The sequence below is a fragment of the Microcoleus sp. A006_D1 genome, assembly GCF_036702805.1.
Taxonomy (GTDB): Bacteria; Cyanobacteriota; Cyanobacteriia; order Cyanobacteriales; family Microcoleaceae; genus Microcoleus.
The window spans coordinates 32,297-49,027 of record NZ_JAUBVZ010000015.1; the positions used below are offsets into that span (position 1 = coordinate 32,297).

Below are 16,731 nucleotides of genomic sequence, written 5' to 3' on the forward strand. Positions count from 1 at the left end.
TACGCTCAGTACGAGTGGCCAATGCCCAATTTCCCATGTCCAAAGCCCAATTCCCAATGCCCAATTCCCAATTCCCAATTAGAATCGCTCGCCAATCCCAAAGTGAATTTGATTGTCACCGCTGTCGTTGATACCGTAATCGATCCGGATCGGCCCTAACGGAGATTGAATCCGCACGCCGAGGCCGTAACCGTAACCGCTACCGGGCTTTCTGCGGACACCGGCCGGGTCGCCCGGGACATCTTTGCCCGTGCCCAAATCGGTGCCAGCATCCAAAAATAGCGCTCCGCCGATAAACGAAATAATCGGGAAACGATACTCAACGCTGCCTTCTAGGAAGCTGCGGCCGGCTCCCAGGTCGCCTTCGTTGTATCCGCGCACCGAGTTGGCGCCGCCCAAAGCAAAAGCTTCGTAGGGAGGCAAATCTCCGAATATGGTGCCGGCTTTAAAACTGAATGCCAAGGTTTGGGGGCCAGGGGTAAAGTTGGTGTACTTGACTGGTAGGTAAAAGTTGTAGCTGGCGCGCAGGCGGTTGAGCAGGATGTTTCCGGAACCTACAGGAATAGACTGTTCGACGCCAAACCTGAGCAGGGAACCGCTAGTGGGGCGCACGGGGTCGTTGCGCCGATCGCGCACAGCACCTGCTTGGAGTGTTGTCAAGTCGTCGGTGCCAGAATTGCTAAAACTTAACTGGTTGCCGAGTTCGTCCTCGGCTACGCGCCTGCCCTTGCGATCGGCAGTTGAGACTCGCTGGTACTGCAAGCCGACTGAAGCAGTCCACTCAGAATCGGCAAAAGGATTGCGCGACAGAGGACGGGTAAAATTGATGCCGGCGCCGGTGCGGATGATGCGCGGTCGATCGCCATTTGGCAAATAGACTTCCCGATCGCCGCCGTCAAAAATCACGCTGATCGATCGTCTGCTAAACGCATTAATCGTATAAGAAGTGCGGTAAGGATCGCCCGCAATCCAGGGGTCAGTAAAACTCAAGTCAAACAGCGTTTGGCGTTCCCCGAGTTGTACTTCAGCCCCCAATTTTTGGTTTCTACCGAACAAGTTTTGCTGCTGGTAACTCAGCGTACCGAACAAACCCGTCGCCGAGCTCAAACCCGCACCCGCCGCCAGAGAACCAGTATTTTTCTCAATGACGTTGACAATTACCCTTGCCTTGCGGGGGTCAGTCGCGCCCGGTTCCAAAGCAAGCCGCACGTCTTCAAAAATCCCCAAACCAAATACCCGCCTCAAATCCCTTTCCGCCTTAGTGCGGTTAAAGATGTCTCCGGGCTTGAGTTCTACTTCGCGGGTGATGACAAAGCGGCGGGTGTTGCCTCCGATCGGCTGACCGGTGGCATCCGTTGGCTCTCCCTCCTTGTTCAGGAAGCGGACATCAACGGATTCAATCTGGCCTTCTGCCACTAGCAGGGTGACAGTGCCGTCGTCTGCTACTTGCGGGGCATCAGTGATTTGGCCCAAAACATAGCCATTGTCTTGATACCACGCATTAATTTTTTTCACTCCCTCCTCAAACCGACGGAGGTTGAGAATTTTGCCGTATTGATCGCGGAAGCTGTCGTCAATTACGGTTTGGGGCAGCACTTGCTGACCGGTGATTTTGACTCCCCGCAGCACCGGGTTTGCCTGCACGATAAAAGTCACCCGGACGCCCAACGGGGTGTCTTCCGGTACTGCGCGCACGTTTCTGAAAAAGCCCGTGGCAAAAATGGCGTTGATGTCTTGTTGCAGTTGGGCGCGGTTTGTCGTGCGTCCCGGTTGGGTGCTGATGACTCGGTAAATCTCGCTTTGCAGGTCTCCCGTCGCCCCGGTGATGGTAACTTCTGCCACTAGCACTTGCGGTTCGGCAGCCCCGGCTGGTGCGGGGGCTGGTCTGGGCTGCGGTGCTGCTGGGCCCGAGGGCAATGTTGGAAGGGTGTTAGCTGGCGGTCTGGTCGGGGCAGGTCTAGCTGGGGCAGGTCTAGCTGGGGCAGGTCTGGGGGGAATTTGGGGGTTTTGAGCGATCGCCCCTGATTCGTCCTGTTTCCGAGGCTCTACCGCAACCCAGGCGGGCGTTTCCGCGGCTTCCGATGTGGGGATGAGGCTGCCCAGTTGCTGCTCTGGCAGGGGATTTTGGCTGCTAGAGACGGGGGATGAGTTGGATTCTAGCTCGGGTTTGAGTTGAAGTCCAGCAGGCGAAACCGGGGAGGCCGGTTCTGTGACTCGGTTTTGGGGTTCGCGGTCGTTCTCTCCTCTGCCAGGGGCCGCCACTATTTTGAGGGCTTCCGCTTTGCTGTTTTTAGCTGCTTTGCGGTTTTGAGGAGGATTTTGGGTTAATTCTGGAACGGGGCGATCGGATAATTCGATCGACGGGGCGGGGGTAACGGCGGCCACAGTCCCCTCTGCTGATTCAGAGTAGGATGTTTGGCCGCTTGCAGAATTTGATAACCCGAATGTTGCTGAGACAGTAAAAACTGCCACCAATACAGCAGATAAGCGCATTTTTGTTCACTTTTTTGGGCAATCCACACACCACATTATTCGTCATTAGTCATTAGTCATTAGTCATTAGCCATTAGCCATTAGTGATTAAGTCGGTTGAATTTCGCGCTGATCCCAAAAACGGATACAAGCCCCCGACACTGATGAGGGTCGAGTCAAACATTTTAGACTAAGGTTCAAGCTCCCAGATTCAAAGCTGCAAGTAAATCTCAAATCTCAAATCTCAAATCTCAAATCGACTGACCGTTAATTGATGACTGTTGACCGCTGATTGCTGACATCGAAAGCAGAAGGGTGACAAACTGTGCAATTGTACCGCATTTCAAGCCTCTAGACTTTCTGAGCTAGAACCCGCTGGAGAACTTGCTGGTAAGCGGTTTCTACCGATCCCAAGTCGCGCCGGAATCGGTCTTTGTCCATCACGCGGGCGTCGGGGTCGGTTTCTGCGTTGTCCCAGAGGCGACAAGTGTCGGGACTGATTTCGTCGGCGAGAATCAGATTTTGATGTTGGTCGATACCGAATTCCAGTTTGAAGTCTACCAGGGTGATGCCGCACTGGGTGAAAAATTCTTTGAGTATTTCGTTGATTTCGCGGGCGGCGATTTCTAGTTGGTCTACTTGTTCCGGGGTGGCTAGCTGCATTAATTGCAATCTGCCTTTTGTCAACAGCGGGTCTCCCAAATCGTCGTTTTTATAATAAAACTCGACCAGTGGCGGATTGACAATTGTGCCGAGGGCGAGTCCGGTTTGTTTGCACAGGCTGCCGGCGGCAATGTTTCTGACGACGACTTCTAAGGGCAAGATTTGGACGCGGCAGACTCGCATTTGGTTGGGGGCGGGCGTGTCGATGAAGTGGGTGGGTATGCCTTTGGCTTCTAGCATCCGAAACAGGTGGGCGGATATGGCATTGTTGATTTCGCCTTTGCCGGCGATGCTGCCGCGTTTCTGGGCGTTAAAGGCTGTGGCGTCGTCTTTGAAGTGGGTCAGCAAAATTTCGTTGTCTTCGGTGGAGTAGAGGATTTTGGCTTTGCCTTCGTAGAGTTTGCGATCGGGTGACATGGCGATTAATAATCTAGATTAGTTGGAATTTTTACAGTAGCTCGATCGCGGATTATATCATTTTTGATTTTTTATTTTAGATTGAATAATTGGCAACGACTGATTATGTATGGGTTTCGAGCTGACCTACAGTTGCAGTCTTTTTTTTAACCTGCATCACAGGGGATTTAAGCCCCAGCCTAAAAACTTCGCTGTCAACTGTCAACTGTCAACTGTCAACTGTTAATGCGATGATTGGCTCGATGGGGTCGCAAGCCTGTGCCCTTAATTCCCTGGCGCGAGTACGCCTCTAGATATATACCGCCAACGGCTGAGGCATAAATGATTCTTGACAAAGCACAATAGAGATTAGACCTGCTGGGTTCGCGATCGGTGCTGACTGAACCCAGCCAAGCATACTGGCGCTTAAAAAACATCTGTACAATGGCTGATTTATGGAAGAAAAAAAAATTCATATCCTTTTGGTAGAGGATGATGAGGTTGATGTGATGAACGTCCGCCGCGCGTTCAAAAAAAGTAACATCGTCAATCCCCTATACATGGCTTCAAACGGATTAGAAGCTCTGGCTATATTGCGCCAAGAAGGCAAAATAGAGCCTGCAATGCCTCAAGCGCGCCGCTTGATTTTGCTGGACTTGAATATGCCGAAAATGAACGGCATCGAGTTTTTGCGAGAATTGCGGCTGGATGAAAGTTTGAGGTCGATTCCCGTGATCGTCCTCACAACTTCTAATGAAGATAGAGATAAGGTAGAAGCTTATAATTTGAATGTAGCTGGCTATATTCTTAAGCCTGTCACTTTTTCTAACTTTGTGGAAGTTATGGCTACCCTCAACAAATACTGGATGCTGAGCGAGATTCCCTGATTTAGGTAAAACTTAACAGAAAAAATTCAATGTGGCTGTTGTAATGTTTCAGGGTGCATTTCTTTTACATTTTTTTGTAGGCCGCAGCTTTTTCGGATTAATCCACGATTCGGTTTTTATGGACAAACTTATTAAAATTCTGATAGTTGATGACGATGAAGTCGATCGGATGGCGGTGAAACGCTACCTCAAGTCCGCTGGGATTTCGGTAGAAGTTACTGAAGCAGAAGACTGCGCCGAGGCCATGGCAAAACTCTCGGTCAGCCAAAATTATAGCACTGCGATCGCCAAACTATCCAAACTAGATCAATCTCAACATTTAAGCGAGGTTGAGGAGACAGAGAAATCTCTGCTGTTAAATCAGATATTTGACTGCAAATTTGACTGCGTATTCCTCGACTACCGCTTGCCTGACGGAGACGGACTGACTTTGGTGAAAGCTGTACGGGAATCGGGACTGAAAGTTCCCTTAATTGTACTCACCGGTCAAGGGGACGAAGAAATTGCTGTAAAATTGATGAAGGCTAGAGCTTCTGATTATATCGCTAAAGGTAAGATGTCTTCAGAGAGTTTGTCCCGCAGTTTGCACACTGCCCTTCGCGTTTACCGCGCCGAATCTGAGGCGTTTCATACCAGTCAAAAACTTAAGGAAAGCGAGGAACGCTACAGGTTAGTTTTAGAGGGAGTTAATGACGGAATTTGGGATTGGGATTTAAGTAAAAATGATGTTTATTGGAACGATCGCCTTTTGGAAATGATCGGTTTGCCGCGGGAGCAATTTGGCAGCACTATGGATGCTCTCTACAGCCGCCTGCACCCCGAAGACAAGGACGGCATCGTCCGGGCGATCGCAGCTCACTTAGAGCAAGAAATCGACTACAATGTAGAATTCCGGCTGCTGCACTCATCCGGTGCTTACCGCTACTGCACTTCTCAGGGAAAAGCTCAGCGGAATTCCCAAGGAAAAGTGCTGCGGATGGCCGGCATGATTAGCGACATTACCGATCGCAAACAAGCCGAAGATGCTGTAGAAAGAGAACGGCAGCAACTGAAACAAATTATTGCCTGCGCCCCCGTAGCAATGGCGATGTTCGATACAGAAATGCGCTATTTAGCGAACTCTAACCAATGGCTGACTCAATTTAATTTTGAGTGGCAGTCCCTGACCCACCTCAGTCATTACGAATTATTTCCAGATACACCAAATCGCTGGAAAATGTTGTATCAACAAGTGTTAAAGGGTGAGCTAGTTTCTGTGAGCGAAGATCCTTGGGAACGAGCAGACGGCTCTGTGATGTACCTCCGCTGGGCAGCTCACCCTTGGTACAATCCCGATGGCCAAGTGGGGGGAATGGTGATGGTGGCACACAAGATTAATGAATTGGTGGAAGCGCGGGAAAGTGCCCTAGAAGCGAGCCGGGTGAAGTCGCAATTTTTGGCGAACATGAGTCACGAAATTCGCACTCCGATGAATGGGGTTTTGGGCATGGCTGAATTGCTGCTGCGCGCTCATCTAGAACCGAAACAGCGGGAGTGGGCTCACACTATTTACCGCAGTGCCGAACATTTGCTGAGCGTGATTAATGATATCCTCGATTTCTCTAAGATTGAAGCGGGAGAAATGCGGCTGGAGAAGTCTGATTTTAATTTGGATAGCTGCATTGAATCGGTGATAGAAATGGTGGCGTCTTTGGCTGAGGAAAAAGGTATTGAATTGAATGTTTTAGTTGACAGTGCGGTGCCGAGAAAGTTGGTGGGCGACTCGGGCAGGTTGAAGCAAATATTGCTGAATTTGACGGGAAATGCCATAAAATTTACCGATCGCGGTCAAGTTTTCGTTCACGTAACTGTCAAGCGGGACAAGCAACTGGCCGATGGCAAACAAGGCGCAAAATTGCTATTTTCGGTGCGGGATACTGGGATTGGAATTTCGCCGGAAGGGCAAACAAAGCTGTTTCAATCTTTTTCTCAGGTAGACGCTTCTCCGACTAGGCTGTACGGCGGCACGGGTTTGGGTTTGGCGATTTGCAAGCAGTTAGTGGAGATGATGGGAGGTGAGCTTGGGGTACGCAGTTTTCTCGGCAACGGTTCGACTTTTTGGTTTGCTGTACCTTTGGAAAAACAGTTGCAAGTTGAGCCTCAGACTGCCGAACTTGCAGGTAAGAAGCTGTTAGTAGTCTCTGGAAGCGCTTTGAGAAGGGCGGCGGTGCGATCGCTCGCTCAAAGTTGGGGTGCCCGCTGCGACGAGGCAGAAACTGCTGCTGCTGCTTTGACTTGGTTGCAAAATGCCCGGGGCGGGATTTCTGAGCATTCGGCGTCAGGGGAAAAGTGCTGCGATGCGGTGCTTGTGGATTTGCAAATGCCGGATTTGGATGCGGAGGAATTTGGTTTGAAAGTGCGATCGCTCTCAACAGTTGGCTCGTTAATCGCCATGACTGCTTTGCGGGAACAGCCGAAAGCTGAAGCGCTTTGCGGTGTGGGTTTTAGCGGCTATTTGATCGAGCCCGTGCGGCCTTCCCGCTTGCTTGAAGCTTTGCTGACCCCGATAAATGATGATAGCTTGGAGGCAGTTAATACTTGCAATTTCCCAGCAGTTGATTCTCAATATATTACTCCCAATTCCCCCTCAGCGCTGAGAATCCTCCTGGCGGAAGACCACCCGATCAATCAACAAGTGATTGTCGAACAGTTGGCAGCTTTAGGCTATGATGCTGACTGTGCGGCTAACGGTCAAGAGGCGCTGGATTTGCTGGCACAAAAGGGCTATGATTTGGTGTTAATGGACTGTCAAATGCCTGTACTTGACGGTTATGAAACGGCGAAAAAGTTGAGGGAACGAGAAAAGGGCGATCGGCATACTTTTGTGATTGCTTTAACTGCTCACGCAATGCCGGGGGAACGAGAAAAGTGTCTGGCGGCTGGGATGGACGATTATCTCAGCAAACCTGTAGATTTAGATGCTTTGGCGACGGTGCTCAAAAAGTATGAATCCCAAAATTTTGAGTTGGAAAATAAGTATGGAGTTAAAAGCATTAATTTGGAAGATCGTCCTCAATTAGAAACAAATTATACAGAAGTTTTGGAAAAAGCGGAGGTTGTGGCAGTGCCTGCACCAAGGGCGATTCCCTACCCGATAGCTTCGCCGCGCGTACTTCAAACTTGGGAACACGCGGACTGCGACGGACTGTTCGACAGGAACCGATTGCAGCAACTGGGACGGGTTAATGTTAAATTGCCCGATCGGCTTTTGCAAGCATTTGTGGGAAACGCACAGGCTGATGTGGCTGCTGCCAAAATTGCCGTAGAAGCTAAAGATTGGCAAGCTGTGGAATATCAAGCACACCGTCTCAAGGGAACTGCTGCTAATGTGGGAGTTGCTCTGATGTCGGATTTAGCCGCACAATTGGAGCATCAAGCGCGAGGCTTTCAATCTGAACCGCCAGGGGAGGAATTGTTAACTATTGAGGGGGTTGAAAACATATTAGTAAGTTTGTCGAGTCATTTAGCCCGCGTTCGAGAATTTGTGGAAACTCGAATGTTTGGTTAATATTTAAGTCTGTCTTTTAGTTATTGTAGAATGCGTCAGGGCGGATTTTTTTGACAACAGACGAAGAATGTTCTCCCTGACGCACCCTACGGCTCAGTTTCCTCTGTGTTATCTGCGGTTAATGTAAAAAATCGATGAGTTTATCTATGACTTACGATACCGATACAAACCCTATTTTACATACCGATTCATTAGAAAATAATGGAGAATTCCTGACACCTTTGATGGCTTTTGCTCGGGAAGTTTTATTGCAGGAAAACAATGCTCTTTCTGGGGAAAGTTCAGTAAATGCTGTGCCGTGCACGCCCGACGAAATAAATAATTTCTGTGTTGAAAGTCTGGTGACAAAAGTGGCTCGCTGCTGTCGGGAAAGCAAGGTTGGTAAAAAATTACCGACGGCTTTTTACGTTCACGTTTCGGCTTTGTCAGCACTCAATCCTGTGCTCGGAATATACGAAAATTGTGCCAGACGCCATCTCGAAAATATTGATGAAGCAACTTTAGTTAAATTTTCACTCCAGCAACCTAAAATATCTTATCTTTTTTACCCCGATTTCGATACAGATGCTCACCCTGCTTTACAAACTAGCATCCAAATTAATCTCGAAACAGGGGAAGTTAAATATTTCGATTACAGCCACAGCGAAAATCCCCCGGTTTTGCACCGCAAGGAAACTTTTGTAACTGCGGATTATCCCAACTACGAGAAGTTTGCTCGATTAACTCGCTGCGAAGAAGGATGGGGACTGCTTGACAATACAAGCGTGATCGGCACTCGCGAAGGTTGGCTGAAATATTTGGGATATTGCGGTGTGGAAATCCAGGATCATGCTGTTGTCCAACGTTTGAAACAGGAGAATAGCGAGTTATCAATTCCCAAGATTGAGCGTCACAAAGCTGCGATGGTGCGGAACTCTATTTCTAAACCTTTGCGTCTGGTTTTAGAATCTGATTTGTTTGTTGATGGGGCGACTTTTTTTGATTACGGTTGCGGTTACGGCGGGGATGTTAAATATATTGCCGAAGAGGGTTATGCTGCTTCGGGTTGGGACCCGTACTATCAGCCGGATACTCCGCGAATTTGTGCGGATATTGTGAATATTGGTTATGTGATTAATGTAATTGAATCTTTGGCGGAACGCCGAGAATCTTTGCTGAATGCTTGGGAATTAACTAAGAATTTATTGGTGGTGGCGGCTCAGGTTTTGATTGACGATCCGGAGCGCGGTCAAATTGCTTACGGGGATGGGGTGATTACTTCTCGCAATACTTTTCAGAAGTATTACGAGCAGGAAGAGTTGAAGGTTTATATCGACCAAGTTTTGAATGTTGATGCGATTCCTGTGGCTTTGGGGATTTATTTTGTGTTTCGGGATGCTGCGGAGGCTGAGGGTTTTCGGGCTTCTCGGTTTCGATCGCGCTTATCGACTCCCAGAGTGCGATCGCAAGTCAAGCGTTTTGAAGATTACGCGGAAATGCTGGCTCCTCTGATGGCCTTTGTGAGCGATCGTGGCCGCCTTCCCGTCAAAGGTGAATTAGCAGAAGAATCGCCGATTAAGCAGGAATTTCACAGTTTTAATCGCGCTTGGAGGGTGATTTTGCAAGCCACGGATGCCGATGATTGGGAGACAATCGCCGACAAGCGCCGCCAGGATTTGCTAGTATATCTCGCTCTTAACGGTTTGGGCGATTCCCTACGGGATAGCGACGCCGCGCGTCCTTCGATGCGGCGGCTCCCGGCTCAAATCCGCAACGACATCAAAGGTTTGTTTGACAGTTATCAAAAAGCTTGCACTTTGGCAGATTTAATGCTATACAGTCTGAGCAAACCGGATATTGTGGCGGATTGTTGTGAGGATAGTGCGATCGGCTACAAACAGCACGGTTCCCTTTCAGTACACGTCTCATTTTTAGAAGAACTCGACCCATTACTGCGAGTCTACGAAGGCTGCGCCAACCGCACAATTGGCCGGCTGGACGGCGCTACAATTATCAAATTTCACGCTCGCAAACCTCAGATTTCTTATTTATTTTATCCCGATTTTGACACTAACCCGCATCCAGCCCTTCACACGGCTATGCACATAGATTTGCGCGATCTTTCTGTCAGCTATCAAGACTATTCTGATGTGTACAATCCACCGCTTTTAGTGAGAAAAGAAGCTTTTGTTAGTCCTAGTTATCCGCATTACGAAAAGTTTGCGAAACTCACCCGCCAAGAGGAAAAATTGGGTATTCTTGATAGTTGCTCCGTTAATAAGTATCGGGAATGGGTGAAGTGTTTGGAGGATAATTGCGTTAAGATTAAAGGTCATAGGTTGTTTTGGCGATCGGATGCTGACCCGGAAAGGTTGAAAATGTTGCAAAAAGCTGCTTCGGAACGCCAGCAGAAAAAGATTGAGATTAATCCAGGAAAGATTGAAGGAACCGCAGAGGGCGCAGAGGACGCAGAGGATGGGAAATAAGAGGGAACAGAAATAAATGGGAAGCGTAGCGAAGATGCTCAGATATATTAAATTGAGTAGATAGGCTTGTTGCGATCGCAAAGATATTGCTACAATAGTGGGATAATTTTATCTTGCTAAAATTTTTATGATTTCCCAACAGACAGACTTGCAGATGGTGGATCATCCAAATATTCTATTAAAAGCTCTCAAAATTCAGTTCAAAGATTTCTGTGTGGATTGCTTCTCTCTCAAGCAGATTAAAGATATTTTTTCAAGCTTCGGTTTTACTGTAAATCATGAGAATACCGTTTCAACTGAAACACGTCGTGGATTAGTTGATGAACTCTATAATTCAGGTGATTGGCAGAATGTAGACACAGTTCAAAATTTCTTGAAATTGCTTGAATATGTTCTACAACTGCACCACGTATCGGATGAATCAAAGAGCCTTCTTTCGTCTTTTTGTGAAGAACTTGGATTCGTGGTAGAAGATAATAAAATTACCTGTATAGGCTCATTTTCTGGTGAAGACTTGTTTACATATCAATTTCCTGCTGGAATGCCTTTCGGAAAGAGGAAGCCAGACTTTTCCATTACTGCTGAAAGGGGAAGACAAACATTAAAATATGCGCTACAGGATGGACTGGGATTATTGAAAGGAAAGGTATACCCAAACTTTACCTTTAGAATGCTACAGGTCTTTTACCATCTTGATTATTCAACGAATGGAGTATTAAAGAAAGCACTCATAGACATGAATCAAACTCCATATGAAAATTTTTTTTTTATAGAATATGCAAAGAGATTTGATATGGCAAATAAGAATGTACCTGTATTAATTCCTCAAGCGTGGATTCAATGGCACTCTCAACCTAAACGAAATCTTCGTTCTGTCGGAACATATGCAGATGACATATATAGAGTTGATTTTGTAGCATTTTGGAATAGTAAGAGATACGCAATTTTAGTAGATGATATCAGCCACTATGGAGTACAGAAGGAATCAATATGGTGGGCAGACGAAGAATCCTATTCAAAGCGATTAAAGGAGGATAGAAAGCTAAGCACAGAAAATTGGCAAGTGTTTCGAGTCAGCAATTGGGAACTGCGAGATCAGGAAAAAATTCCAGGCATTCTGGAGGATTTGCGGAAATTTATTGGTTTCCAAGAAGCATAAAATGGTGGCGTAAGTTTGCTGAATAGCTCAATAGCTGCACGCGGTTCAAAAACCCGGTTTCTGCGTGAATATCTCCAGGGATCATCCACGATTTTTCCTAGAAACCGGGTTTTTTAGTTGGTAGTGCCTAAGTCTTGTTAAGCAAACTTAATCTTCAAATAATCATCCTCCATCTTCGCCCCCGAAGGTTGCAGCGCCGCTAAAGCTTGCGGCAAAACCATATTGCGGCGGTGATTCCCAATCCGAACATTCAACTCATCTCCCGTTTTGGTCAACTGAATCTGATCCTTAGCAATTCCCGGTAAATAGAGTTCTAGAACATATTGATTATTGTCCTGCACAATTCTAATCGTATTTTCTGTGTAATAAACCTTGCTTGGATCTTCATCTGCATAAAGCGTTTCTTTCAAGCGTTCCAAAGCTGGCAAACCGCACATTTCCTCGGAATAAAGCGGCACTTCTTTTACGGGAAGCGGCCTGAAATTTTCGTGAATTTCCTGACGGTACTGTTCCTGGCTTTCTTTCCACCGTTTGAAAAATGGATCGGTTACTTCTTCGGGAATAATTCGATTAGCGACGATTAAATCTGTGGCAACATTGTACAAACTCAAATAGGCGTGAGCGCGCAAAGACTCTTTGATTACCATTTTTTCGGGATTAGTAACTAACCTGACCGAAGTCACAGTATTGTTAGTTAAAATCTTTTCCAAAGCTTCGATTTGTTCGTAAAATTCATAAGGTGCATCCATCACCTCTTTGTCTGGCAAAGAAAAGCCCGCAAGCGGTCGAAAAAACGGTTCAACTAAAGGTCTGAGGGCAACAGATATACCTTGCAATGGCTTGTAAAATTTTCTCATGTACCAGCCGCCAACTTCCGGCAAACTTAGCAGTCGCAATGCTGTGCCAGTGGGTGCCGAGTCGATAATTAAAACATCATATATTCCCTCGTCGTAATGTCGCTTCATTCGCACTAAACCGAAGATTTCATCCATTCCCGGCAAAATGGCTAATTCTTCAGCTTGCACGCCGTCAAGTCCCTGGGCTTTCAAAACTTGAGTAATGTAGCGTTTGACTGCTCCCCAGTTGCCTTCCAATTCCCTGAGAGCGTCCAATTCTGCTCCCCACAAATTGGGTTTTACCAGGCGGGCATCGTGTCCGAGTTCCATGTCGAAGCTGTCGGCCAAGGAGTGGGCGGGATCGGTGCTCAGCACTAGGGTTTTGTATCCCAATTCGGCGCATCGCAGCCCTGTAGCAGCGGCTACGGAGGTTTTGCCGACGCCGCCTTTTCCGGTCATTAATATTAAGCGCATTGATTGTTTAGCTCGCCTGAAAGTTCTTTACTTATCTATTGTAACGGAATGTAACTTTCTCAGCCGCCGACTCAAAATCTCATCCGTAAAATGTGCATTGCGCACCTAATCTCAACGGTAGGGTACGCAGTGCACATTTTACTTAAAGGCGGTTATGTTGCGGGAAATACGAGTTGTTTGAGCACGTCCAACCGCGAACAGTTCCAGTAATCGATGTGAGAAACGATTAAACCGTCGCTGTTGACCTTCAGTTCGCTCCTCCCGGCGATCGCCATTTTCGGTTTCCAAGGTAGCGGTGCAATCCAACTCAGAGTCCAGCGAGTTTGTATAGTATCTCCAGACTGAGAAATCTCGTGCAAGTCGAGTTTAACCTGTTTAAAAAAAGTCCCCATAAACCCGATCATTTTTTGATAGCGATCGACTCCTGTAAATCGATTCACTGGGTCTTCAAAATAAACATCTTTTGCGTAAATGTTGTAAGTCTGATTTTCAGGAAATCTGCGGTAGTCATCTTTGAGAATTTCCAGAATATTCATTATTATTAATTATAGGCTTTCAATTACTATAATATAATCATACCAAAAAATAGGGTTTCCGATCCGGGCCTCCCAGGATTCCCCAAGTTTTTAGAACAGGGTATAAATTCCCGTCTTAAAAACCTTGTCCTCAACTGTCAACTGTCAACTGTCAACTGTCAACTGTCAACAGGACAACTTATGATCGACCTCTACACTTTTACCACACCGAACGGCCGCAAAGTCTCGATCATGCTCGAAGAAATAGGTTTACCCTACAACGTGCACGTCATAGACATCAGCAAAAACGACCAATTTACCCCGGAATTCATCGCCATCAACCCCAACAGCAAAATACCTGCAATAGTCGATCGCGATAACGGCATCACAGTCTTCGAGTCCGGCGCCATCCTGATCTATCTTGCCGAGAAAGTAGGCAAATTTCTGCCCACAGAGAAAGCAAAATACTTTCAAGTCATGGAGTGGCTGATGTTTCAAATGGCCAGCGTCGGCCCCATGTTCGGTCAACTCAACCACTTCAAACGCTTTGCACCCGAACAAATTCCCTATGCAATTCAACGCTACGAAAAAGAAACTTTGCGACTCTACGGAGTATTAGATTCTCAACTAGCAAAACACGCCTACATTTGTGGCGACTACTCAATCGCCGATATCGCGACTTATCCGTGGGTGGCTATTTACGAATTTCAAGGATTAACCCTCGACAACCACCCCCACCTCAAACGTTGGGTAGAAACCTTGCAGAAGCGTCCCGCCGTTGAGCGCGGCATGGCTGTTCCCGAACTGCAAAAATAGCACCTCTTAGGGGCGGGCTAGAAGCCCACCCCACAGTAATTTTAGGCTTTTGGGTAGTCTATAAGCGCATCCAAAAGCCTAAAATTTAGTCTTTGTGGAACGGGCTTTGAGCATCGTTCAAACAAATCCCTGAAACTCAATCAGCAAAGTGCTTAATAATCGCCTCAGCAAACTCCGAACACTTCAATTCTGGCACCGGAGGCTCCATCAACCTCGCCAAATCATAGGTAACTTCACCGTTAGAAATTGCAGCGCCCAAACCCTTCTTAACCAAATCTGCGGCTTCCTGCCATCCCATATATTCTAACATCATCACCCCCGACAAAATCAGGGAACCGGGATTGACCTTATCCAAACCAGCGTGTTTCGGTGCAGTCCCGTGAGTTGCCTCAAAAACAGCACATTCATCACCAATATTCGCACCGGGGCCCATGCCCAATCCGCCGACGATGGCGGCGGCCGCATCGGACAAATAATCGCCGTTCAAATTCATCGTCGCCAAAATCGAATATTCGCCCGGTCGAGTTTGAATTTGTTGGAAAATACTGTCAGCAATGCGGTCATTGACCATGATTTTTTCCTTCCACTGGCCGCTACCGTGACTTTCCCAAATTGCCGACAGAACATCGGCGACTTCTTTACAGATTACTGCTTGTTTTTCGGGAGTCAAAGCATCGTAGCCCGGGTCTATTTTGCGGGCATTGTCTTCTAAGCTAATCTCGGGATTGTGTTCTTTGTTGCCGAGAATCCAAGACTCTCTTTCTGTTACGCACTCAGCGCGATATTCGGTGGTTGCTAATTCGTAACCCCAATCTCGGAAAGCTCCTTCGGTGTATTTCATGATGTTGCCTTTGTGCACCAATGTTACTTGTTGCTTTTCTTTTGGCAACCGCAAAGCGTGAGTCATTGCCCGCCGCACTAAGCGTTGAGAACCGCTTTTGCTAATTGGTTTAATTCCGATTCCTGAATCGAGGCGAATTTGTTTTTTGCCGTGTTCTGGTGTTGCGGGAATTAACTCGTTATTCAGGTATTCAATTAGTTTGAGACCGATTTCGCTGCCTTCCTTCCATTCAATTCCCAGGTAAATATCTTCTGTATTTTCCCGGTAAATTATTACGTCTAGCAGTTCGGGAGTTTTGTGCAGCGATGGGGTTCCATCGTAATATTTGCAGGGCCGCACGCAGGCGTAAAGGTCAAAGATTTGGCGCAAGGCTACGTTAAGCGATCGAATTCCGCCACCAATTGGGGTTGTCAGCGGCCCTTTGATGGCTACTCCGTACTCTTTGATGGCATCTAAGGAATCTTGGGGCAAATACTGGTAAGTGCCGTAGACATCGCAGGCTTCGTCGCCTACGTAAACCTTGAACCAGTTAATTTTCCGCTGGCCGCCGTAAGCCTGTTCTACCGCAGCATCCATGACTTTCTGGGATGCTGGCCACAAATCTACGCCCGTACCGTCGCCGCGTATGAAGGGGATAATTGGGTCGTTGGGGACGATCGGCAAACCGTCTTTGAAAGTAATTTTAGAACCAGTGGTCGGGGCTACAATTTTTTCGTACATATCTTAACAGTGCGGATAGCAATGTTCCCTATTTTGCCACGATTGTCTGTCTAAACTTCAACCAATCTTAAATATTTGTCTAAATTTAAGTTTGATTTTTGGGCGATCGGCTGCCGGTCACTGTGCTAATCTGGCGATCGCAAATTTAAAACTAAATTAAAAAAAGTAGCAAAGATAGCAGAATTTTATCTCAAGTATCCCATCTATCTTTCAGCGCTACTGTTTGAGACATCGTGGAAGCAATTCACAATGGTGATTGATTTTTAACCGCAGATGACAGCAGATGAACACAGATCAACGCAGATAATTTTGAGGCTATCTGCGTTTACTTGCGAGATTTTTCCTTCTGCATATTCTTTTTGACAACCCACAAAACAAACCCGATGACAATAGTCACTGCAACTATTTTAGAAACCGGAGCCAAATAATCATCGACAAGTGCATAATTTTCGCCGAGTTTATATCCGGCAAAAGTGAGGAAACTCACCCACAAAATAGTCCCGCCTGTTGAGTAGAGCAAAAACGGGATTAAAGGCATATTGTTGATGCCAGCGGGCAGGGAAATTAGGGTGCGGACTCCAGGGACGAGGCGACACAAAAAGACGGCTTTGTTGCCGTGTCTGTTAAACCATCTATTCGCTTTGTCAATATCGGCGCCGGATACTGTGATCCATTTGCCGTATTTGTCGGCTAAATTCCTCAAGCGTTCTTCGCTCAATAATTTACCGGCATAGTACCAGGGAAGTGCTCCCAGAACTGTGCCGATTGTCCCTGCTGCGATCGCCGGTGCCAACTGCATATCGCCCTTCGATGCGGTGAATCCTGCCAGCGGCATAATCAATTCTGAGGGTATGGGCGGGAACAGGTTTTCTAATAACATCAACAGCCCTATTCCGAGATAGCCCATCGACTGCATTGTGTTAGTTATCCATTCAACCAT

General features: G+C 47.1%; 11 protein-coding genes. 5 read left to right on the forward strand and 6 right to left on the reverse strand.

The annotated features are described in order from the left end of the window. Positions 1–78 precede the first annotated feature (78 nt). On the reverse strand, positions 79–2,493 hold the full coding sequence (locus tag QUB68_RS22875) for a BamA/TamA family outer membrane protein (protein WP_332996740.1): 2,415 nt from the start codon (positions 2,491–2,493) through the stop codon (positions 79–81). Positions 2,494–2,823: 330 nt separating this feature from the next. Beyond that, complete coding sequence (gene purC / locus QUB68_RS22880) at positions 2,824–3,552, reverse strand: phosphoribosylaminoimidazolesuccinocarboxamide synthase (RefSeq protein ID WP_332996741.1); 729 nt, start codon at positions 3,550–3,552, stop codon at positions 2,824–2,826. A 434-nt stretch (positions 3,553–3,986) separates the two neighbouring features. Between purC and QUB68_RS22885 the strand changes: the two genes are divergently transcribed. From QUB68_RS22885 to QUB68_RS22900, 4 genes are all read left to right on the forward strand, one after another. After that, a complete protein-coding gene (locus QUB68_RS22885; RefSeq protein ID WP_332996743.1) occupies positions 3,987–4,418 on the forward strand; it encodes a response regulator in 432 nt (143 codons plus the stop codon). A gap of 118 nt (positions 4,419–4,536) precedes the next feature. Next, a complete protein-coding gene (locus tag QUB68_RS22890) occupies positions 4,537–7,965 on the forward strand; it encodes a response regulator (protein ID WP_332996745.1) in 3,429 nt (1,142 codons plus the stop codon). A gap of 146 nt (positions 7,966–8,111) precedes the next feature. Beyond that, the gene (locus QUB68_RS22895; RefSeq protein WP_332996878.1) at positions 8,112–10,430 is read left to right on the forward strand and encodes a DNA phosphorothioation-associated putative methyltransferase; all 2,319 of its coding nucleotides are present in this window, start codon (positions 8,112–8,114) and stop codon (positions 10,428–10,430) included. Positions 10,431–10,557: 127 nt separating this feature from the next. Continuing rightward, entirely contained in the window at positions 10,558–11,589 is a 1,032-nt protein-coding gene (locus QUB68_RS22900; RefSeq protein WP_332996747.1) for a hypothetical protein, read from the forward strand. 137 nt (positions 11,590–11,726) lie between these two features. Here QUB68_RS22900 and QUB68_RS22905 read toward each other — a convergent pair whose 3' ends face one another. Next, the gene (locus QUB68_RS22905) at positions 11,727–12,899 is read right to left on the reverse strand and encodes a TRC40/GET3/ArsA family transport-energizing ATPase (protein WP_332996748.1); all 1,173 of its coding nucleotides are present in this window, start codon (positions 12,897–12,899) and stop codon (positions 11,727–11,729) included. Between the two features lie 152 nt (positions 12,900–13,051). Beyond that, positions 13,052–13,435, reverse strand: coding sequence for a DUF2358 domain-containing protein (locus QUB68_RS22910; RefSeq protein ID WP_332996750.1), 384 nt, complete (start codon positions 13,433–13,435; stop codon positions 13,052–13,054). A gap of 180 nt (positions 13,436–13,615) precedes the next feature. Here QUB68_RS22910 and QUB68_RS22915 point away from each other — a divergent pair, with 180 nt between their 5' ends. Then, entirely contained in the window at positions 13,616–14,230 is a 615-nt protein-coding gene (locus QUB68_RS22915) for a glutathione S-transferase N-terminal domain-containing protein (RefSeq protein ID WP_332996751.1), read from the forward strand. 136 nt (positions 14,231–14,366) lie between these two features. On the opposite strand, the gene QUB68_RS22920 is transcribed toward QUB68_RS22915, so the two are convergent. Beyond that, positions 14,367–15,791, reverse strand: coding sequence for an NADP-dependent isocitrate dehydrogenase (locus tag QUB68_RS22920; protein WP_332996753.1), 1,425 nt, complete (start codon positions 15,789–15,791; stop codon positions 14,367–14,369). Between the two features lie 325 nt (positions 15,792–16,116). Next, entirely contained in the window at positions 16,117–16,731 is a 615-nt protein-coding gene (locus QUB68_RS22925; RefSeq protein ID WP_332996755.1) for a DedA family protein, read from the reverse strand.

What these genes read in the sequence shown, in the direction of transcription:
- QUB68_RS22920 (WP_332996753.1), bottom strand. Translation starts at nt 15,791, where the DNA reads ATGTACGAAAAAATTGTAGCCCCGACCACTGGTTCTAAAATTACTTTC.
- QUB68_RS22905 (WP_332996748.1), bottom strand. Translation starts at nt 12,899, where the DNA reads ATGCGCTTAATATTAATGACCGGAAAAGGCGGCGTCGGCAAAACCTCC.
- QUB68_RS22910 (WP_332996750.1), bottom strand. Translation starts at nt 13,435, where the DNA reads ATGAATATTCTGGAAATTCTCAAAGATGACTACCGCAGATTTCCTGAA.
- QUB68_RS22900 (WP_332996747.1), top strand. Translation starts at nt 10,558, where the DNA reads ATGATTTCCCAACAGACAGACTTGCAGATGGTGGATCATCCAAATATT.
- QUB68_RS22875 (WP_332996740.1), bottom strand. Translation starts at nt 2,493, where the DNA reads ATGCGCTTATCTGCTGTATTGGTGGCAGTTTTTACTGTCTCAGCAACA.
- QUB68_RS22895 (WP_332996878.1), top strand. Translation starts at nt 8,112, where the DNA reads ATGACTTACGATACCGATACAAACCCTATTTTACATACCGATTCATTA.
- QUB68_RS22925 (WP_332996755.1), bottom strand. Translation starts at nt 16,731, where the DNA reads ATGGTTGAATGGATAACTAACACAATGCAGTCGATGGGCTATCTCGGA.
- QUB68_RS22915 (WP_332996751.1), top strand. Translation starts at nt 13,616, where the DNA reads ATGATCGACCTCTACACTTTTACCACACCGAACGGCCGCAAAGTCTCG.
- purC (WP_332996741.1), bottom strand. Translation starts at nt 3,552, where the DNA reads ATGTCACCCGATCGCAAACTCTACGAAGGCAAAGCCAAAATCCTCTAC.
- QUB68_RS22890 (WP_332996745.1), top strand. Translation starts at nt 4,537, where the DNA reads ATGGACAAACTTATTAAAATTCTGATAGTTGATGACGATGAAGTCGAT.
- QUB68_RS22885 (WP_332996743.1), top strand. Translation starts at nt 3,987, where the DNA reads ATGGAAGAAAAAAAAATTCATATCCTTTTGGTAGAGGATGATGAGGTT.